This is a genomic window from Streptomyces sp. M2CJ-2, from assembly GCF_016757295.1.
GTDB lineage: Bacteria > Actinomycetota > Actinomycetes > Streptomycetales > Streptomycetaceae > Streptomyces.
In genome coordinates, this window is the sequence record NZ_JAESIF010000014.1 from 49145 (window position 1) to 67127 (window position 17983).

17 protein-coding genes and 2 tRNA genes are annotated in these 17983 nt (G+C 70.8%); 8 read left to right on the forward strand and 11 right to left on the reverse strand.

The features are described 5' to 3' along the window. Positions 1 to 195 precede the first annotated feature (195 nt). Together JL475_RS13940 and JL475_RS13945 are read right to left on the reverse strand one after the other, a co-directional pair. Positions 196 to 993: an alpha/beta family hydrolase gene (locus JL475_RS13940; RefSeq protein ID WP_202277913.1), complete on the reverse strand. Its 798-nt coding sequence runs from the start codon at positions 991 to 993 to the stop codon at positions 196 to 198. A 19-nt stretch (positions 994 to 1012) separates the two neighbouring features. Continuing rightward, entirely contained in the window at positions 1013 to 1828 is an 816-nt protein-coding gene (locus JL475_RS13945; RefSeq protein ID WP_202277914.1) for an SOS response-associated peptidase, read from the reverse strand. Between the two features lie 105 nt (positions 1829 to 1933). Here JL475_RS13945 and JL475_RS13950 point away from each other — a divergent pair, with 105 nt between their 5' ends. The 4 genes from JL475_RS13950 (at position 1934) to JL475_RS13965 (ending at position 5562) form a co-directional block, all read left to right on the forward strand. Next, positions 1934 to 2704, forward strand: coding sequence for a M50 family metallopeptidase (locus JL475_RS13950; RefSeq protein ID WP_202277915.1), 771 nt, complete (start codon positions 1934 to 1936; stop codon positions 2702 to 2704). A 77-nt stretch (positions 2705 to 2781) separates the two neighbouring features. After that, positions 2782 to 4098 carry a 3-phosphoshikimate 1-carboxyvinyltransferase gene (aroA, locus tag JL475_RS13955; protein ID WP_202277916.1) on the forward strand — a complete coding sequence of 439 codons (1317 nt, stop codon included), beginning with the start codon at positions 2782 to 2784 and terminating at the stop codon, positions 4096 to 4098. An 11-nt stretch (positions 4099 to 4109) separates the two neighbouring features. Then, on the forward strand, positions 4110 to 5120 hold the full coding sequence (rsgA, locus tag JL475_RS13960) for a ribosome small subunit-dependent GTPase A (RefSeq protein WP_202277917.1): 1011 nt from the start codon (positions 4110 to 4112) through the stop codon (positions 5118 to 5120). Between the two features lie 118 nt (positions 5121 to 5238). Then, complete coding sequence (locus JL475_RS13965) at positions 5239 to 5562, forward strand: multidrug efflux SMR transporter (protein WP_202277918.1); 324 nt, start codon at positions 5239 to 5241, stop codon at positions 5560 to 5562. Between the two features lie 42 nt (positions 5563 to 5604). On the opposite strand, the gene JL475_RS13970 is transcribed toward JL475_RS13965, so the two are convergent. Beyond that, entirely contained in the window at positions 5605 to 6219 is a 615-nt protein-coding gene (locus JL475_RS13970; RefSeq protein ID WP_202277919.1) for a TetR/AcrR family transcriptional regulator, read from the reverse strand. A gap of 260 nt (positions 6220 to 6479) precedes the next feature. On the opposite strand from JL475_RS13970, the gene hisN reads away from it, so the two are divergent. From hisN to JL475_RS13985, 3 genes are all read left to right on the forward strand, one after another. After that, complete coding sequence (hisN, locus tag JL475_RS13975; protein ID WP_202277920.1) at positions 6480 to 7280, forward strand: histidinol-phosphatase; 801 nt, start codon at positions 6480 to 6482, stop codon at positions 7278 to 7280. A gap of 168 nt (positions 7281 to 7448) precedes the next feature. Continuing rightward, positions 7449 to 7853, forward strand: a complete 405-nt coding sequence (locus JL475_RS13980) for a cyclic nucleotide-binding/CBS domain-containing protein (protein ID WP_202277921.1) — start codon at positions 7449 to 7451, stop codon at positions 7851 to 7853. A 228-nt stretch (positions 7854 to 8081) separates the two neighbouring features. After that, positions 8082 to 8498 (forward strand): Fur family transcriptional regulator, encoded by a 417-nt coding sequence (locus JL475_RS13985; protein ID WP_202277922.1) that lies wholly within the window; start codon positions 8082 to 8084, stop codon positions 8496 to 8498. 165 nt (positions 8499 to 8663) lie between these two features. Here the strand turns inward: JL475_RS13985 and JL475_RS13990 are convergent. The 4 genes from JL475_RS13990 to JL475_RS14005 form a co-directional block, all read right to left on the reverse strand. After that, positions 8664 to 8737 (reverse strand) — tRNA-Met (locus tag JL475_RS13990). Between the two features lie 100 nt (positions 8738 to 8837). After that, positions 8838 to 10655 (reverse strand): tetratricopeptide repeat protein, encoded by a 1818-nt coding sequence (locus JL475_RS13995; RefSeq protein WP_202277923.1) that lies wholly within the window; start codon positions 10653 to 10655, stop codon positions 8838 to 8840. A gap of 223 nt (positions 10656 to 10878) precedes the next feature. Continuing rightward, positions 10879 to 10952: transfer RNA gene (locus tag JL475_RS14000), tRNA-Met, on the reverse strand. Between the two features lie 56 nt (positions 10953 to 11008). Beyond that, positions 11009 to 13948 (reverse strand): UPF0182 family protein, encoded by a 2940-nt coding sequence (locus tag JL475_RS14005; RefSeq protein ID WP_237407105.1) that lies wholly within the window; start codon positions 13946 to 13948, stop codon positions 11009 to 11011. A 164-nt stretch (positions 13949 to 14112) separates the two neighbouring features. Here JL475_RS14005 and JL475_RS14010 point away from each other — a divergent pair, with 164 nt between their 5' ends. Next, entirely contained in the window at positions 14113 to 14655 is a 543-nt protein-coding gene (locus JL475_RS14010; protein WP_202277925.1) for a PPA1309 family protein, read from the forward strand. Positions 14656 to 14712: 57 nt separating this feature from the next. Here JL475_RS14010 and JL475_RS14015 read toward each other — a convergent pair whose 3' ends face one another. The 4 genes from JL475_RS14015 to JL475_RS14030 all read right to left on the reverse strand — a co-directional run bounded on the left by JL475_RS14015 (position 14713) and on the right by JL475_RS14030 (position 17949). Then, positions 14713 to 15807, reverse strand: a complete 1095-nt coding sequence (locus tag JL475_RS14015; RefSeq protein WP_202277926.1) for a PDZ domain-containing protein — start codon at positions 15805 to 15807, stop codon at positions 14713 to 14715. A gap of 101 nt (positions 15808 to 15908) precedes the next feature. Next, positions 15909 to 16076 (reverse strand): hypothetical protein, encoded by a 168-nt coding sequence (locus tag JL475_RS14020; RefSeq protein ID WP_202277927.1) that lies wholly within the window; start codon positions 16074 to 16076, stop codon positions 15909 to 15911. A 181-nt stretch (positions 16077 to 16257) separates the two neighbouring features. Continuing rightward, positions 16258 to 16716 carry a molybdenum cofactor biosynthesis protein MoaE gene (locus JL475_RS14025; RefSeq protein ID WP_202277928.1) on the reverse strand — a complete coding sequence of 153 codons (459 nt, stop codon included), beginning with the start codon at positions 16714 to 16716 and terminating at the stop codon, positions 16258 to 16260. Between the two features lie 117 nt (positions 16717 to 16833). Beyond that, entirely contained in the window at positions 16834 to 17949 is a 1116-nt protein-coding gene (locus JL475_RS14030; RefSeq protein ID WP_202277929.1) for an SDR family oxidoreductase, read from the reverse strand. Positions 17950 to 17983: the final 34 nt, after the last annotated feature.

Here is a 17983-nt window from a genome sequence, read left to right on the forward strand (position 1 = left end):
TCCGGTCCGCCCGCCGCCCGAACAGGGGTGGTCCTGGCCGCGTGCAGCACCGTCCAGTCCAGGTCGGCACGGCTGCTGCGCCTCGGGCAATACGTCGACCCCATGCGGCGGACTCCCTCTCCTACGACGTCGGTGCCGGTGACCGGCGGATACGTCGGGGTCAACAGCGCGGAGGGCCGGGACATTCCCGAAGCTTTACCCGCGGGGGCCGGGCCGCCGCGGTCCGAGGGCGTCGACCCACCGCACGACCGCGTCGGTGACGACCGTCAGGGCCTCGTCCTGCGTGATGTCCGCCCGCTTGGGAACGCCGAGGCCGTGGTCACCGTGGGCCACCTCGACCAGTTCGTACGCCCACCCGTCTCCCACCACCGCCCTCGCACCGGCGCTCCCCCGGAGCTGAACGCCCGGGAGGACCTCCAGCGCGTGGCCCCTCCCGTACTCGGGGAACTCCCCGGGCTTGCCGAACGGATCGTTGCCACCCTGCACGACGAGGGTGGGGACCGCGGCGCCGAGCAGTTCCCCGGCGCGGGACTTCTCGGGCCTGCCCGGCGGGTGCAGGGGGAAGCTGAGGGCGAGTACGGCATGGGCGCCCAGTTCGCCGGCGGTCCGGCACGCGACGCGGGCTCCGGCGCTGCGCCCGCCCGAGATCACCGGCAGGCCCGGCTTCGTCAGCGCGGGCCAGATGCCCCGCCAGGCGAGGTCCAGGGTCTTCGGCGCGGGCGCCACCTTCTTTCCGGCCACCCGCCAGGGCTGCTCGACCAGGGCCACGGTCACGCCGTGCCCGGGGAGCACGGCGGCCAGGGCCCTCAGGTCGCGCGCCTCGATGCCGCCGCCGGCACCGTGACCCAGCGCGAGGACGAGGCGTGGGGCGCGCCGGGCAGGGTGCCAGGTGATGCGGGCGGGACCGGCTTCCGTCTTGACGGTCTCGGTGGTCCCGGTGCTCTCGGTGGTCCCGGTGGTTTCGACTGGAGGTTCCTCGTTCGCTTTCGTCACGTTCGTCACGTTCGTCACATCAGAAGAGTGTGCCCTCTTCCGGTGCGGCCAGTTCGTTCAGCAGCTCCGGACCGTTGTTGCGGACGTTGCTGACCGCCGTGGAGACCGGGAAGGCACGCATCAGACCGGGAGGCGGCGGGGTGAGCAGCCCGCACAGGTCCTCGGTGTCGGTCCGGGAGGGGTCCAGCCAGGCGTCCCATCGGTCCGGCGTGAGCATCAGCGGCATCCGCGGGTGGATGTCGGCCAGGGTCCGCGGGCCTTCCGCCGGGGGCACCGCGAGCGGTGTGGTCTCCGCCTCGGTGGTGATGACGGAGCACGTCACCCACCAGGCCCGCGGGTGGTCGTCCGGCAGGGTCCGGTCCCGCCAGAACTCGTACAGTCCGGCCATCGCGAACACCGAGCCGTCGGCCGGCGTCACGAAGTACGGCTGCTTGCGGGGGCGTTTCTTCTTGCCCTCGACCTCCAGTTCCCGCTCCTGCGTGCCGGTGACCCACTCGTAGTACCCGTCGGCGGGCAGGATGCAGCGGCGGGTGGCGAAGGCGCGGCGGTAGGAGGGCTTCTCGTGCACGGTCTCCGCGCGTGCGTTGATCATCCGGGCCCCGCCCTCGGGCGTCTTGGCCCAGGACGGCACGAGGCCCCATTTCAGCTTCCGCAGCTGCCGAACCGGCCGCGGGTCGTCCGCGTCCTTCACCACGCGGTCCAGGACGGCGAAGACCTCTTTGGTGGGGGCCACGTTGTAGTCGGGCTCCAGGGTCTCCTCCGGCTCCCACTTCTGGATTTCGAAGATCTCCACTAGATCCTCGGGCCTGCGACTCGCTGCATACCGTCCGCACATACGTGCAACACTGCCAGGCCCGCCGGTCTCCCGGCCACCACCCCTCAACGAGGCGCCCCCGCGCCGCCCCCTCCGGTCCGCGCCCCCGAGGAGTCCCCACCGACCATGGACAGCACCGCATCCGCCTCGCTCGCCTCGCTCTGGGACGAGGTGTCCGGCACCCAGCCCGACCCGGATCTGTGGGTGGTGATCGCCACACTGGCCGCCGCGCTCGTCGTCGTCACACCGCACGGGCTGTGGCGGCTCTCCCGCAACGCCATCACCATCGCCCACGAGGGCGGCCACGGCCTCGTGGCACTGCTCACCGGCCGCACGCTCACGGGGATACGCCTCCACTCGGACACCAGCGGCCTGACCGTCAGCCGCGGCAAGCCGACCGGCATCGGCATGATCCTCACCGCCGCGGCCGGCTACACCGCTCCCCCGCTGCTGGGGCTCGGCGGCGCGGCACTGCTGGGCACCGGGCGCATCACCCTGCTGCTGTGGCTGGCCACGCTGCTGCTGGTGGCGATGCTGGTGATGATCCGCAACGCGTACGGGGCGTTGACGGTGCTGGTGACCGGCGGCACCTTCGTCCTGGTGTCCTGGGTGGCGGGCCCCCAGGTCCAGGCGGCGTTCGCGTACGCCGTGGTGTGGTTCCTGCTGCTCGGCGGGGTGCGTCCGGCTTTCGAACTCCAGGCGAAGCGGGCGCGCGGGGGTGTATACGGCAGCCGCGAAGCGTCGTTTGAGGACGGTGGTGGGCGACGGGCGGGAGACTCGGACGCGGACCAGTTGTCCCGGCTGACGCACGTGCCGGCGGGGCTGTGGCTGTTCCTGTTCCACGCCGTGTCACTGTGTGCGCTGCTCGGCGGAGGACGGTGGCTGCTGGGGCTGTGACGCCGGCGGTGCCGGGGAGCCCGACCCGGAGGTACCGGGCACGCCCGGCGGCCGGGACCCCCACTAAAGTGGGGCGCATGACCGCTAACCCTGTGCACACCGCCCTTTGGCCCGCCCCGCACGCGAGCGGAGCCGTCGACGCGACGGTCCACGTGCCCGGGTCGAAGTCGGTCACCAACCGTGCCCTCGTGCTGGCCGCCCTCGCCTCCGAGCCCGGCTGGCTGCGCCGTCCGCTCCGCTCGCGTGACACGCTGCTGATGGCGGGCGGGCTGCGGGCCATGGGCATCGAGATCGAGGAGGGTGTGGGCCCCGACGGCACCGGTGAGGCCTGGCGGGTGCTGCCCACGGGCCTGCGCGGCCAGGCCACCGTCGATGTCGGCAACGCCGGCACGGTGATGCGGTTCCTCCCCCCGGTCGCCGCCCTCGCCGACGGTCCCGTCCGCTTCGACGGCGACCCCCGTTCCTACGAGCGCCCGCTGAACGGCGTCATCGACGCACTGCGTCACCTCGGTGCCCGGATCGACGACGACGACCGCGGCGCGCTGCCGCTGACCGTGCACGGCGGCGGTGCCCTGGACGGCGGCACCGTGTCGGTGGACGCGTCCTCGTCGTCGCAGTTCGTCAGTGCCCTGCTGCTGTCCGCGCCGCGCTTCAACCAGGGCGTCGAGGTCCGGCACACCGGTTCGACGCTCCCCTCCGTGCCGCACATCCGGATGACCGTCGACATGCTGCGCGCGGTGGGCGCCCAGGTGGACAGCCCCGACTCGGGCGGTGAACCCAACGTCTGGCGGGTCACCCCGGGGGCCCTGCTCGGACGGGACCTGACGATCGAGCCGGACCTGTCCAACGCGCAGCCGTTCCTCGCGGCGGCGCTGGTGACCGGCGGCCGGGTCGTCGTCCCGGACTGGCCCGCCCGCACCACCCAGGGCGGTGACAGGCTGCGGGAGATCTTCACCGAGATGGGCGGTTCCTGCGAACTGACCGATTACGGGCTCGTGTTCACCGGTTCCGGTTCGGTGCACGGCATCGACGTGGACCTCGGCGACGTCGGTGAGCTGGCGCCGGGTGTCGCCGCCGTCGCGGCCCTCGCGGACTCGCCGTCCACCCTGCGCGGCGTGGCTCACCTCCGGCTGCACGAGACGGACCGCCTGGCCGCGCTCACCAAGGAGATCAACGAGCTCGGCGGCGACGTCACCGAGACCGCCGACGGTCTGCACATCCGCCCCCGCCCGCTGCACGGCGGCGTCTTCCACACCTACGAGGACCACCGCATGGCGACCGCCGGCGCGGTCATCGGCCTCGCGGTGGAGGGCGTGCGGATCGAGAACGTGGCGACGACGGCGAAGACCCTGCCGGACTTCCCCGACCTGTGGACCGGGATGCTCGGGGCATAGGAACGCAGACGATGCGCCGCTACGGCAAGCACACCGACGAGGACGACATCCGCTCCCGCCCGAACCGCAAGGGCAACCGGCCGCGCACCCACATCCGGCCCAAGCACGAGGACGCCGCGGAGGGCCTGGTCCTCACCGTCGACCGGGGCCGGCTGACCTGCCTCGTCGAGGACCGGATCGTGCTCGCCATGAAGGCCCGGGAGCTGGGCCGCAAGGCGGCGGTGGTCGGTGACCGGGTGGCGATCGTCGGCGACCTCTCGGGCAGGAAGGACACCCTCGCACGGATCGTCCGCATCGCCGAGCGGACGTCCGTACTGCGCCGTACCGCGGACGACGACGACCCCTACGAGCGGGTCGTCGTCGCCAACGCCGACCAGCTGGCCGTCGTCACCGCCCTCGCCGACCCCGAGCCCCGCCCGCGCCTGATCGACCGCTGTCTGGTCGCGGCGTACGACGGCGGGCTGACCCCGCTGCTGGTGCTGACCAAGTCGGACCTCGCGCCGCCCGACAAGCTGCTGGAGCTGTACGGCGACCTCGACATCCCGTACGTCGTCACCAGCCGGGCGGAACTGGACAGCGGCACGGCGGCCGAGCGGGTGCGGGAGCAGTTGGAGGGCCGGATCACGGCGTTCGTGGGTCACTCCGGGGTCGGTAAGACGACGCTGGTGAACGCGCTGGTGCCGGAGGAACGGCGGCGTTCGACCGGGCACGTCAACGCGGTGACGGGGCGCGGGCGCCATACGACGACGTCCGCACTGGCACTGCCCCTGTCGGGCGCGGAGGGATGGGTGGTCGACACCCCCGGGGTGCGGTCGTTCGGCCTCGCCCATGTCGATCCGTCCCGGGTCATCCACGCCTTCCCCGATCTGGAGCCGGGCACGGAGGGCTGCCCCCGCGCGTGCAGTCACGACGAACCGGACTGCGCGCTGGACGCCTGGGTCGCCGGGGGGCACGCGGACCCGGCGCGGCTGTACTCGCTGCGGAGGCTGCTGGCGACGCGGGAGCGCACGGAAGGCGACTGACCCTCGCGTGTTTGTCGTGGCGTGCGGACGGTAAGTGCATAATCGCACCGAGCCGTACCCGAACCTGCCGAACCCGGCGAAGCGGTCACTGTGCGTGGGGAATGCGGGAGGACTACACATGGCGTGGCTGCTGGTCATCGTGGCCGGGTTGCTCGAGACCGGGTTCGCCGTGTGTCTGAAGCTGTCCCACGGCTTCACACGGCTGTGGCCGACGATCGCCTTCTGTGTGTTCGCGCTGGGCAGCTTCGGCCTGCTGACCCTGTCCCTGAAGAAGCTCGACGTCGGGCCGGCGTACGCCGTGTGGACGGGAATCGGGGCGGCGGGGACGGCGATCTACGGGATGGTGTTCCTGGGTGACCTGGTGTCGACGCTGAAGATCGTGTCGATCTCCCTGGTGATCATCGGAGTGATCGGACTGCAGCTGTCGGGATCGGCGCAGTGAGCGCGGAACGCCGGCTGCCATGAGCATGTGCCGCATGCGACGCTACGGCACCGGCTGACGGTTCAGGGCGCTGCGGACCAGATCGGCGATGCCGCCCTCGGTCGGCGGCGGCGCGACGACACAGGACAGAGCGAGGCGTACCACCAGCTCACAGGAGCGGGCCAGCTCGGCGGTGTCGGCCCCGGGCACCCCGGGGCCGGCCAGGACGGCCACGGCGCGGTCGCGGACGAGGGCCACGAGGTCGACGGGCGAGGGCAGTGGGCCGTCGGCGCGGCGCTGGGCGGGCACGGCGGAGCCGGACCGGACCGACGCCAGTGCCGGGGAGGGCAGGCGCTCGCTCCAGCAGCCGGTGAGCATGGCGCGGACCAGGGCGTTCCCGGCGGCCGTGGCGGCGGTCCACTCGGCAGCCGCGGTGAGCCGGTCGCGGGGGTCGTGGTGGACGGTGAGGGCACGGTCGACGCCGGCGAGGTAGCCGTCGGCCTCCCTGCGGACCAGGGCCCTGGCGAGTCCGTCCTTGCTGCCGAACTCGTTGTAGAGGGTCTGCCGGGACACCCCGGCGGCCGCGGCCACGTCCACCATCCGCACCGCGGACCACGGGCGACGCGCGAGTGCCGTGTAAGCGGCGTCCAGCAGAGATTCCCGCGCTGCAGGCATCATCGCCTCCCTCGGGGCGGGCGAGCGGCTCTGCGCTTCAGATTTGACGCGCCGCCGGGCACTGTCAAGGGTTCGCGTGGGGTGCGGAGTTGCGGTGCCGAGGGGGGTGCCCCGGCCGCTCGGCGCATACGCGGAGCGTGCGCGGGGCGTACGTGACCCGCGCACGCCCCGCGCACGCTCCGTACACGGTGGCGCACAGTGGGCGCACAGCCCCGCGAACCCGAGGTGGCTCTGGCCCCGCCTCGGCAGATACGGTTCATTGCATGCCCGACTACCTTGACGACCTGCGTCTCGCCCACGTCCTCGCGGACGCCGCCGACGCCGCGACGATGGATCGGTTCAAGGCCCTCGACCTCAAGGTGGAGACCAAACCGGACATGACGCCGGTGACCGAGGCGGACAAGGGCGCGGAGGACGTCATCCGCGGCCACCTGAAGCGTGCCCGCCCGAGGGACGCGATCCTCGGCGAGGAGTACGGGGTGGAGGGCACGGGGCCGCGACGCTGGGTGATCGATCCGATCGACGGCACCAAGAACTACGTACGCGGCGTCCCGGTCTGGGCCACACTGATCGCCCTGATGGAGGCCGGAGAGGGAGGCTTCCAGCCCGTCGTCGGGCTGGTCTCGGCTCCCGCCCTGGGCCGCCGCTGGTGGGCCGCGCAGGGCCACGGCGCCTTCACCGGCCGCAGTCTGTCCCAGGCCTCCCGGCTCCAGGTGTCCGGGGTCTCCAAGCTCTCCGACGCCTCCTTCGCGTACTCCTCACTCAGCGGCTGGGAGGAGCAGGGGCGCCTGGACGGCTTCCTCGGCCTCACCCGCGAGGTGTGGCGCACGCGCGCGTACGGCGACTTCTGGCCGTACATGATGGTCGCCGAGGGGTCGGTGGACATGTGTGCGGAACCGGAGCTGTCCCTCTGGGACATGGCGGCCACCGCGATCGTGGTCACCGAGGCCGGCGGCAGCTTCACCGGGCTCGACGGCCGCCCCGGGCCGCACAGCGGCAACGCCGCCGCCTCGAACGGGCTGCTGCACGACGAACTGCTGGGCCATCTCAACCGGCGCTGCTGACGTCCGGTCCGAAGGCACGCCTCCATTGCGCCGCACACGCCCTCTTGTTGGCGCCCGCTTCGCCTGCGACTGTGAGAGTCCCCCCACTTGTGAACTTGTGAAACCGTGAACCAGCGGATCGGCCCGAGGTCCGTCGGCACGGTTTCCGGTAGGAGGTGGCTCCATCCCATGCTCGTCCGCGACGCCATGAGCACGGTGGTCCTCACCATCGGCCCCGCCCACACCCTCCGCCAGGCCGCCGCCCTGATGTCCACCCGCCGCGTCGGCGCGGCCGTGGTCCTCGACCCCGACGGCACCGGCATCGGCATCCTCACCGAACGCGACATCCTCGACTCCCTGGGACTGGGGCAGGATCCGGACTCCGAGCACGCGCACTCCCACACCACGACCGACGTCGTCTTCGCCACCCCGTCCTGGACGCTCGAGGACGCCGCTCACGCCATGACGCGCGGCGGCTTCCGCCATCTGATCGTCCTGGAGCGGGGCGAGCCCGTCGGCATCGTCTCGGTGCGCGACATCATCCGCTGCTGGACCCCCGTACGACAGCAGGCCGCCCAGCACACACCGGCGTAACCGACGGGCCGGGCCCCCGGAAGGGGGCCCGGCCCGTCACGACGGCAAGCGGTCCAGCGCTGGAATCAGCCGCACAGGGCCTGGACCGCGGCTTCCAGCCGCTTGCCGAAGTACTTGCCCTTGGCTAAAGGCAGCACCGATCCCACAATGGACAGTGTCTAAGTCAAGCAATACTCCAAAGTCACACCCGTTCGGGACCTGGTCCCTCTAGCTGTTAGGCTGGTGCCCATGAGCGACCTTCTGGAACGACTGCGCGGACGTGGATGGCGGATGACCGCACAGCGTCGTGTGGTGGCCGAGGTCCTCGACGGCGATCATGTCCATCTGACAGCCGACGAGGTGCACGCCAGGGCAGTCACCAGGCTGCCGGAGATCTCCCGAGCGACCGTCTACAACACCTTGGGCGAACTGGTCACCCTCGGTGAGGTGGTGGAAGTCGCCACGGACAAACGAGCCAAGCGTTACGACCCGAACGCCCACCGGCCGCACCACCACCTGGTGTGCGCGCAGTGCGGCGCGATCCGGGACGTGCACCCGACGGGCAACCCGTTGGCCGACCTCCCCGACACCGAGCGCTTCGGCTTCACGATCTCGAGCGTCGAGATGACGTATCGGGGCGTCTGCCCGAACTGCGCCGCAGCGTAGGACACCCGGGCCTGCGCCGCCCTTCTCCCGGACGTACACGAGAGCCCCGGCAGTGCGCCGGGGCTCTTTCGTGCGCCTGAGGGGCTTTCGCGTGCGCCTGGGAGCCCGAGCAGGTACATACGCCGAGGGCCGGAATCCTTTCGGATTCCGGCCCTCGGCCTTCAGTAGCGGGGACAGGATTTGAACCTGCGACCTCTGGGTTATGAGCCCAGCGAGCTACCGAGCTGCTCCACCCCGCGTCGATGAATGCAACGTTACGTCAAGGGTGCGGACGGAAGCAAATCCCTTTCGGTGGAGGCCGTGAGCCCTTGAGGACCGTGATCCCTTGAGGGGCCGCCGTCACGCGGACAGTTCCTCGCGGAGCGCGTCGCGCAGGCGGATCGCTCGTTCCGTGACCGCCGCCGGGCCCAGCGCCGCCGCACGGTCGGCCCAGCACTGACCCTCGGCGAGCTCGCCCCGGCGCGCGCAGACCAGGGCGAGCCGCAGAGCCGCGCGGCCGTGTCCGGCATTGGCCGCGCGGGTCCACCACACGGCCGCCTCGGGCTCCCTGCCCTCCCGGGCCAGCAGCAGGCCCAGGTTGAAGGCACCGTTGCGGGAACCGGCCTCGGCCGCCTCCCGGTACCAGCGGGCCGCCTCGACCACGTCACCGCGGGCCGCGGCGAGCATGCCGACGCGCACCTGCGCGCGCCGGTGCCCCTGGGATGCGGCGCGCTCGTACCACTCCTCGCACTCGCTGCGCCGGCTCACCGGTTCGCCCAGTTCGTGCGCGGGCTCCGGCGGGCGACGGGCGTCCAGGACGGTGGCCAGGCGGTAGGCGGCCTCGGCGCTGCCTCCGCCCGCCGCGCACCGCAGGAACCGCTCCGCCTCCCCCTCGTCGCCGTCACGCAGCCGGGCCATGCCGACCTGGAGGGCGGCTTCCGTGTGCCCGGCGGCCGCCGCCCGCTCGTACCAGCGCAGCGCGGCCGCGTTCTCCTCCCGGCCCGCGTGCAGGATGCCGAGGTTGAAGGCGGCGTCCACGCTCCCCGCTTCCGCGGCCTTGGAGAACCAGGGCTCCGCGCCCGTCTCGTCCCCGGCCGTCAGCAGCAGGATCGCCAGCGCGTTGGCCGCCTCGCGGTGACCTGCGTAGGCGGCCCGGCGGTACCACTGCTCGGCCGGTCCGGTCCGGCCCTGCTCGGCGCAGAGCAGGGCGAGGTTGTACGCGCCGTTGACGTCGCCCGCGTCCATCGCGGCCCGGTACCAGCGTTCGGCGGTCTGGGTCTCGCCGCGCTCGGCGTGCAGGGCGCCCAGCGCGTTGGCGGCGTTGCCGTCGCCGTCCTGGGCCGCGCGCAGCCACCAGACGGCGGCGTTGTCGGTGTCCCCGGCGTCGCGCAGCAGGAAACCGAGCGCGCAGGCGGCCCGCGCCTCCCCGTCCTTGGCGGACGTCAGATACCAACGGCCGGCCTCCCTGAGCTCGCCGCGCTTCTCCAGGATCACGCCGAGGTGCAGTGCGGCCCGGCGGTGCCCCCGCGCGGCGGCCTGCCGGTACCACTGCTCGGCCTCCTCCACTAACGGGCGGCCTCTGTCGTCGGTCTCCTCCGCGGCCTTCCGGTCCAGCGCCCTGGCCAGCCGGTAGGCGGCCTCCCGGTGCCCCCGCTCGGCGGCGGCCCGCATCCAACGCTCGGTCCCGGCCGCGTCCCCGCGGTGTTCCAGCAGGTCGGCGAGTGCGTAGGCACCCAGCACATGGTCCTGCTCGGCGGCCTGGCGCAGCCAGTACTCGGCGGCGGGCTCGTCACCGCGCTCGCGGTGGTGCCGGCCGAGCGCGTGGGCCGCCGGGGCGGAACCGGCGACGGCGGCGATCCGCCACCATCCAGCGGCCTCCTCCGCGTAGCCCCGCTGGAACAGGAGGACGCCCAGGTTGTTGGCGGCGGCACGGTCGCCCGCGGCGGTGGCGGCGCGCAGCTGGGGTTCGGCTCCGGCGAGGTCGCCGCGGCGCAGCAGCATGGCGCCGAGGACGCTCATCGCCTCCACGTCACCGGCTTCGGCGGCGAGCCGCCGGCGCAGCTCCTCGGCCGCCTCGTCGGCGGCTTCCCCCGCCTCGTCGCGAGGTTCCTCCCGCGAGGAGGACTGCTCAAAACGTCCCGTCTCGTACAGAGTTGCCCTATCCCCCATAACGTCCATCGTCGCACCACCCGCAACCTGGGTACACCTGACATGCCGCAGTCAGTGAGGTCACTTCAGCGTTTTGTCGACATGCCCACAGAGAGACAAGTCAAACACAGATCGGCCAACTCCCGTCGTCGGCGCGGCCGTCGCCGGATTCGGCACATGCGTTCGCACATCACAAAGGCCCGGATTCCTTGAGGAATCCGGGCCTTTGCTGTCGCCGTCATCGCGACTTCAGTAGCGGGGACAGGATTTGAACCTGCGACCTCTGGGTTATGAGCCCAGCGAGCTACCGAGCTGCTCCACCCCGCGCCGTTGTGTGTACAACCGTACCACGGCGCGGGATGGGCCTTTGACCAGACGGCTTGCTAACTGCTCGGGCTCGGTTCGGGGCTGGGACTGCTCCGTGAGGCGTCCGAGCCGCCTCCGCCGGAGCCTCCCCCGCCCTCCGCCGACTGGGCCTTCTCAGCCTGGCGCAGGGCCTTCTCGAGGTCCTTCTGCGCCTTGCCGTAAGCCTCCCAGTCGTTCTTCTTCAGGGCTTCCTGACCTGCCTGGAAGGCATCCTGGGCGTCGTTCAGAGCTGCTTGGACCGACGGGTTCTCGGACGTCGGCGGCGGCTGCGTGCCTTCGTCCTCGCCCGGTGGCGGCTCGGTGGCCGAACCCTTGGCCCCGAAGACCTTGTCGAGAGCCTGCTCCAGCGTGTCCTCGAAGGCCGTCTGGCCTCCGTAGGTCACCAGCACCTTCCGCAGCAGCGGGTACTTGAGTCCACCACCGCGTACGTAGACCGGCTCCACGTACAGCAGTCCGCCGTCGAGCGGGACGGCCAGCAGGTTGCCGTACTCGACCTCGGAGTCGCCGCCTCTCAGCAGCCTGATCGACTCGGCGATGTCCTGTTCGGAGTTGAACTGGCTCTGCACCTGTTTGGGTCCGGCCACCGTGGTGCTCGTCGGCAGCTTCAGGACTCTGATCTTTCCGTACCCCTCACTGCCCGCCTCGGCGTCGACCGCCATGAAGGCACTGAGGTTGTCACGGCCGTTCGGAGTGAACGTCGTGGTGAGCGAGAAGGCCTGTTGCTTCTGGTCGGGCATCTTCATGCTCTGGTAGTACGGCGGTACCGCGTCGCCCGTCTTGTTCGTCGGGTCGGCCGGCACCTGCCACACCTCGCTGCCGCTGAGGAACGTGGTGGCGTCCTTCACGTGGTAGCGGGTCAGCAGTTCGCGCTGCACCTTGAACAGGTCCTGCGGGTACCGCAGGTGGTCCATCAGGTCGCCGGAGATCTCGCTCCTCGGCTCCACCGTGTCCGGGAACGCCTTCATCCACGTCTTCAGGACGGGGTCCTTGGTGTCCCACTGGTAGAGCTTGACCTCGCCGCTGTACGCGTCGACGGTCGCCTTCACCGAGTTGCGGATGTAGTTGACCCGGTTCTCCTGGGCCACCACCGCGCGGTTGTCGTTGGTGGCGGTCAGCGAGTCGGCCGTGGTGTCACCGAGGGTCGTCCGCGACGCGTACGGATAGCCGTTGGTGGTCGTGTAGGCGTCGACGATCCACTGGATCCGGCCGTCCACCACCGCGGGGTAGGCGTCGCCGTCGATGGTCAGCCACGGGGCGACCGCCTCGACGCGCTCCTTGGGCGTGCGGTTGTACAGGATCCGCGAGCCCTCACCGATGGCACCGGAGTACAGGATCTGCGGCTCGCTGAACGCCGCCGCGTAGGCTGCCCGGTTGATCGGGTTGGCGAGGTTGACACCGCTGTCGCCCTTGTAGCTGGTCGTCTTCTCGCCGCTGTCGTCGGAGTAGTCGATCTCCTTCTGGGGACCGCCGACGATCGAGTACGTCGTCGTCCGCTCGCCGTAGTAGATGCGCTGCTCGTACGTGCCGAGGTCGCCCTTGGACGGCAGGTCGGACTCGGTGAACACCGGACGGCCGTCGTCGGCACTGGTGCCCTTGGCGGCGACGGCACCGTATCCGTGGGTGTACCGGAAGTGGTCGTTGATCCAGTTCCGCTTGGGGATGCCGTTGAGGTTGATCTCGCGCAGACCGATGACGGTGTCCTGCTCGGCGCCGGTCTCGGGATCGGGATAGCGGTCCACGTCCAGGTTGGTCGGGAACGCGTAGTAGTTCCTGATCTGCTGGAGCTGCTGGAACGTCGGCGAGACGACGTTCGGGTCCATGATCCGGATGCTCGCCGTCTCGGAGACCTGGTCGCGGAGCTTGGTCTTGTCCTCGGTCTGGCTGGTCCCCGGATACTCGTCGACCTGGGCGTCGGCGATGCCGTAGGCCTCACGCGTCGCCTTGAGGTTCTTCTCGACGTACGGCGCTTCCTTGGCCTGCTCGTTCGGCTGGACCTGGAACTTCTGCACGATCGCCGGGTACAGGCCGCCGATGAGGATCGCCGACAGCACCATCAGGCCGAAGCCGATCACCGGCAGTTGCCACGTGCGCCGCCACAGGGTGGCGAAGAACAGCAGCGCGCAGATCACGGCGATGCAGAACAGGATCGTCTTGGCCGGCAGATAGGCGTTGGCGTCGACGTACCGCAGACCGGTCCAGTTGTCGGTCGCCTTGAAGTCGCTGGACTTGACCGCCAGGCCGTACCGGTCGAGCCAGTACGCGACCGCCTTCAGGGCGACGAAGATGCCCAGGAGCACCGACAGGTGTCCGGTGGCGGCCGCCGTGGCCCGCGCGCCGGGGCTGGTGACCCGCAGCCCGCCGTACAGGTAGTGCGTCAGAGCGGCGGCGATCAGCGACAGGATCGCGGCGGCGAAGCCGAACCCGAGCATGAACCGGTACCAGGGCAGGTCGAAGGCGTAGAACGCGACGTCGAGCTTGAACTGCGGGTCCTTCTGGCCGAACGGCACACCGTTGACCCACATCAGCCAGGTCCGCCACTGACTCGACGCCGAGGCGCCGGCGATCAGCCCCACCAGTGCGGTGATGCCGAGCAGCAGCCACTTCTTGTACGGCGCGATGCTCATCCGGTACCGGTCGAGGTTCTGCTGCTCCAACGACATGGCACTCAGCGGCGGCCGCATCCGGTGCGCCAGCCAGATGTTGAAGCCGACCGCGAAGGCCATCAGCAGGCCGAAGACGAAGAAGAGTCCGATCTTGGTCCACAGGGTCGTCGTGAACACCGACGAGTAGTCGACCGAGCGGTACCACAACCAGTCAGTCCAGAACCCCGCGAACATGGTGAACACCATGAGAAGGACGGCCAGGACGCCCAGGGTCATGAGCAGGGTCCGGACCCGCCGGGACGGGCGGCCCACTCTCATCCGTGGCCCTGTCGGGCCTCCGCCACGGTCCGGCATCTGGAAAGCCAAGGTAGGCACCTCGAAGTTCGCTGTTGATTCGTCAGGCCCGCGAGTTCGTGGACCATGCGCGGACCCGCGCGACAGCGGGCCCACACCTATGCAACTTACTCACCCTTTACTCAGTTCCCGATTCCGGTCCTGAACGAGAGAGGATTGTGACCATGTCCAACACACCCATGGCGGCGAACCCGCTCACCCGGGCCGTACTCGAGATCGACGAGTACGTCTCCGGCCTCGGCTGGGACCAGCCTGCCCGTCTCTTCGCCCTCGTAGACACCGCGCGGCTCCGCGCCGAACAGCCCTCGCTGGCGGACCGGCTCGGTCTGGGCGACGAGCAGGAGACAACCGCCCTCACCCCGATCGAGCAGGACGAGATTCCAACGGGCAAGCCGCTCGACGAGTTCCTGGGCACCATCGCCTGGCCCGACTCGGTGGCCGGCTGTGCCCTGACCGTGGAGCGTCTGATGCTGCCGCCGTCCGCGGAGGCCCAGGTCCCGCAGGATCTGGACGAGGCCGCGCTGGCAACGTGGGTGGCGAAGCACCCGGAGCGCCAGGAGGTCCGCATGACGGTCGCGGTCCTGCGTGACGGCGCCCGCGATTCCGCACTGCGGCTGCGGGAGAAGGACTCGCCCACGGAGGTCCTCACCGGGTCCGCCCTGGTGCCGGGTCTGGCGGAGGCGCTGTCGGCGACGTTCGCGGAGTAGTCCGTACGGGACGGCAGGAAGCGTGCCGCGCGGGCGGCAGCAGGCGTGCCCGCGCGGTCAGGAAGCCGTGCATTTCGGCAGGTCCGCGGTGTCACCGGAGCCGAGGTCCTTCATCGCGGCGAGGGCGTCGTCGATGGTGTCCACCTTGATGAGGGTGAGACCCTCGGGGGTGTCCTCGGCGGCCGCCGCGCAGTTGTCCGCGGGCGTGAGGAAGTACTGGGCGCCCTTGTCGCGCGCGCCGACCGTCTTCATCTCGATCCCGCCGATCGGCCCGACCTTGCCGGCGTCGTCGATCGTGCCGGTGCCGGCGACGAACGCGCCGCCGGTCAGGCTGCCCGGGGTGAGCTTGTCGTAGATGCCGAGCGCGAACATCAGACCGGCGCTCGGCCCGCCGACGTCGGCGAGCTTGATGTCGATGCTGAACGGGAAGGTGTGGTCGGTCCCGGCGGCGATTCCGACGATGGCGCGCTTGTCTCCCGCGTCGTCGGAGGTCGTGGTGGTGATCGTGACCTTCTCGGTCCGCGTCGGCGTCCGGTTCTCCTTCTCGGCGGCGGCCTGCTCCTTGGCGGGCACGATCGTGAATTCGACGTCGTCGCCGGGCTTGTGCTCGGTCACGAGCTCGGCGACATCGGCCGGCTTGCGCACCGCGCTGCCGTCGACGCTCTTGATCACGTCGCCGGCGTGCAGCTTGCCCTCGGCGGGGGATCCCTTGACGACACTGGCGACGATCACCCAGGACTTCACCGGGACATCGAGTGCCTTCAGGGCCGCGACCTTGGCGCTCTCCTGGGACTGGCTGAACTCCTCGGCGTTCTCCTGGGTGGACTCCTCCTCCGTCTTGCCGTCGGGGTAGAGCGTGTCGTGCGGCACGACCTTGTTGTCGTGCGCGAGCCATCCGTAGACGGCCTCGACCAGGTTCATCCGGTAGTCGGCGCTCGTGACCCGCACCGTGGTCATGTTGAGGTGGCCGTCGGTCGGATAGGTCTTGCGCCCCTTGATGTGCAGCACCGGCTCGCCGTCGTGATCGCCCAGAGTGTTCACCGTCGGTCCCGGGGACATCTCCGAGTACGGCACGGGAAGGAACACACCCGCGCACAGGAGTGCGATCAGCATCAGGGTGGAGGCGAGCATCGTCGCGGTGCGGCGTGGCATGCACCGACAGTACGGGACGGGTCTGTCAGCGCACCGTCAGGGCCGCCCGTCTGGGCGGCCCTGACCTCGTCGTACGCCGTTGACCTGCGATTTTCGGCCTCTCAGTCACCCGAGGGCCGGGGCTTCTCCATGGCCTCGCGGAAGCGGGCGTACCCGACGAGCTCGGGGCCGTCGCTCCGCGCTCTGCGCGTGCGGTTGGCCCAGCTTCCCCACAGTCCCGCGCCGACCGCGGTCATCAACGGAATCAGCAACCAGGCAAGAGCGGCCATACCGACCTCCCAACCCCATGAGCGCCCGCGACTGACTGATCAGCAGATTAACCATCCGTAGTGACAACGCTCATACCCGGGGTGCGGTTACGCAACCGGAGTACGCGACGGGGACACGGAAGGCCTCAGCAGGCCCCTACCCGCCCACCCGTCGCCCGACCACCACCCCTCAACGACGGCGCTACGCGCCGACCCACTCTTCCGTTCCGTCCGAGAACTTCTGGTGCTTCCAGATGGGCACCTCGTGCTTGAGGTCGTCGATCAGCTTCCGACAGGCCTCGAAGGCCTCGCCCCGGTGCGGGCACGACACGCCGACGACGACGGCCAGATCCCCGACCCGAAGGTCCCCCACCCGATGCACGGCGGCCAGCGCCCGCACCGGATACTCGGCGGCGACCTTCTCCGCGATCCGCCGCATCTCGTCCTCGGCGCTCGGGTGGCACGAATACCCCAGCTCGTCGACGTCGGTCCCGCCGTCGTGATTGCGCACGGTCCCCACGAACAGCGCCGTCCCGCCGGCCGCGTCGTCGCCGACGGCCCGGAAGATCTCGTCCACGGACAGTGGCGCGTCCCGGATCGCGATCAGCTTGACCGGATCCTGTGCCGCCTGCTCACCGGGGTGATCATTCGTGGATGCCATGCCCCCATCGTGCCCCACACCCAAGCCGACACGGAACAGCCCCGCCGCCCCGTTCACCCCGCACGCGCGCGTACGGGTTCTCCCCGGCCGGCGGTTCCTGCCCCGTTCTCAGCTCCGTCAGATCCGTCGGCGGGTTTTCCGCGCCCGCCGCACCACCGCGGCCGCGCCCAACAGAGCCACCGTCGCTCCCGCGGCGCCCGCCGCCGTCGCGTCCTTGCGGCCGAGCCGCCGTCCGGCGACCGTGTGCCGACCGGATACCTCCTCGAGCAACTCGGCGAGCACCTCCTCGTTGGTGTAGGCGGGCCGCCACCCCGCGTCGTGCAGCCGGCTCCCGCTGACCACCCAGGGGTGCATCGTGTACGCCAGGTCCCCGGCCGGGGACGGGGTCAGCCCGATCCGGTGCAGCCGTGCCGCCGCGCCCAGCGCGACCGCCGACGGCAGCTCCATCCGCCGGATGCCGCTGAGCTCCTCGACCTCCTCCTGCTCCAGCCATCCGTCGCACCCGACAGCCAGCTCGCCCTCGACCTCTTCCCGGACCGCGTACTCCAGGGCGCTGCACAGATCGTCGACGTGGCAGAACTGCCACGCGGGCCGCGAGCCGGCCACCACGAGCAGTCGCGGAGACTCGAAGTACCTGGTCAGCGCGGTGTCGGTGCCTCCCACCAGCACAGCGGGCCGGACCACCGTGACGTTGAGCCCGGGGTGCGCGCGGGGCGCCCTGCGCGCGAGCCGCTCGATCTCCAGGAGATCCCCCACGCCCGTGGCCTCGGCCGTGGCCCGCAGTTCCGCGTCCTCGGACAGCGGCAGCTCGTTGTCCGGGAGCGCCCCGTAGACCATCGTCGAGGTGCACAGCACCACCCGGCGCACCCCGGCCGCCGCTGCGGCCGTCAGCACGGTCTGCGTCCCCCGGACGTTGTAGGCCGTTCGGGCGGCGGCGTCGGTCTCCAGGTCGAGGTCGAGCGCCAGATGGACCACGACATCGGCCCCGCGCAGCTTGTCCGCGATGGCGGGGTCCCGTACGTCCAGGATGTGCCAGTGCGCCTCGGCGCACTCGCCGCGGCGCTCGTCGATGGCGATGACCTGCTTGATCTCCTCCGAGGTGGCGAGCCGCTCGGTGAGCAGTGCGCCGACACCGGCCGCGGCACCGGTGACCGCGACGACGGGCCCGCGCGGGGACGACGGGTGGGTCGACTGGTTTCGCGCTGCGCGAACCTGCGGATCTGGGGAACTCACCGGGCGTCTCCAGCGGTTGTCTTCAGTACGAGCG

What these genes read in the sequence shown, in the direction of transcription:
- JL475_RS13945 (WP_202277914.1), bottom strand. Translation starts at nt 1,828, where the DNA reads ATGTGCGGACGGTATGCAGCGAGTCGCAGGCCCGAGGATCTAGTGGAG.
- JL475_RS13950 (WP_202277915.1), top strand. Translation starts at nt 1,934, where the DNA reads ATGGACAGCACCGCATCCGCCTCGCTCGCCTCGCTCTGGGACGAGGTG.
- aroA (WP_202277916.1), top strand. Translation starts at nt 2,782, where the DNA reads ATGACCGCTAACCCTGTGCACACCGCCCTTTGGCCCGCCCCGCACGCG.
- rsgA (WP_202277917.1), top strand. Translation starts at nt 4,110, where the DNA reads ATGCGCCGCTACGGCAAGCACACCGACGAGGACGACATCCGCTCCCGC.
- JL475_RS13965 (WP_202277918.1), top strand. Translation starts at nt 5,239, where the DNA reads ATGGCGTGGCTGCTGGTCATCGTGGCCGGGTTGCTCGAGACCGGGTTC.
- JL475_RS13970 (WP_202277919.1), bottom strand. Translation starts at nt 6,219, where the DNA reads ATGATGCCTGCAGCGCGGGAATCTCTGCTGGACGCCGCTTACACGGCA.
- hisN (WP_202277920.1), top strand. Translation starts at nt 6,480, where the DNA reads ATGCCCGACTACCTTGACGACCTGCGTCTCGCCCACGTCCTCGCGGAC.
- JL475_RS13980 (WP_202277921.1), top strand. Translation starts at nt 7,449, where the DNA reads ATGCTCGTCCGCGACGCCATGAGCACGGTGGTCCTCACCATCGGCCCC.
- JL475_RS13985 (WP_202277922.1), top strand. Translation starts at nt 8,082, where the DNA reads ATGAGCGACCTTCTGGAACGACTGCGCGGACGTGGATGGCGGATGACC.
- JL475_RS13995 (WP_202277923.1), bottom strand. Translation starts at nt 10,655, where the DNA reads ATGGACGTTATGGGGGATAGGGCAACTCTGTACGAGACGGGACGTTTT.
- JL475_RS14005 (WP_237407105.1), bottom strand. Translation starts at nt 13,948, where the DNA reads ATGCCGGACCGTGGCGGAGGCCCGACAGGGCCACGGATGAGAGTGGGC.
- JL475_RS14010 (WP_202277925.1), top strand. Translation starts at nt 14,113, where the DNA reads ATGTCCAACACACCCATGGCGGCGAACCCGCTCACCCGGGCCGTACTC.
- JL475_RS14015 (WP_202277926.1), bottom strand. Translation starts at nt 15,807, where the DNA reads ATGCCACGCCGCACCGCGACGATGCTCGCCTCCACCCTGATGCTGATC.
- JL475_RS14020 (WP_202277927.1), bottom strand. Translation starts at nt 16,076, where the DNA reads ATGGCCGCTCTTGCCTGGTTGCTGATTCCGTTGATGACCGCGGTCGGC.
- JL475_RS14025 (WP_202277928.1), bottom strand. Translation starts at nt 16,716, where the DNA reads ATGGCATCCACGAATGATCACCCCGGTGAGCAGGCGGCACAGGATCCG.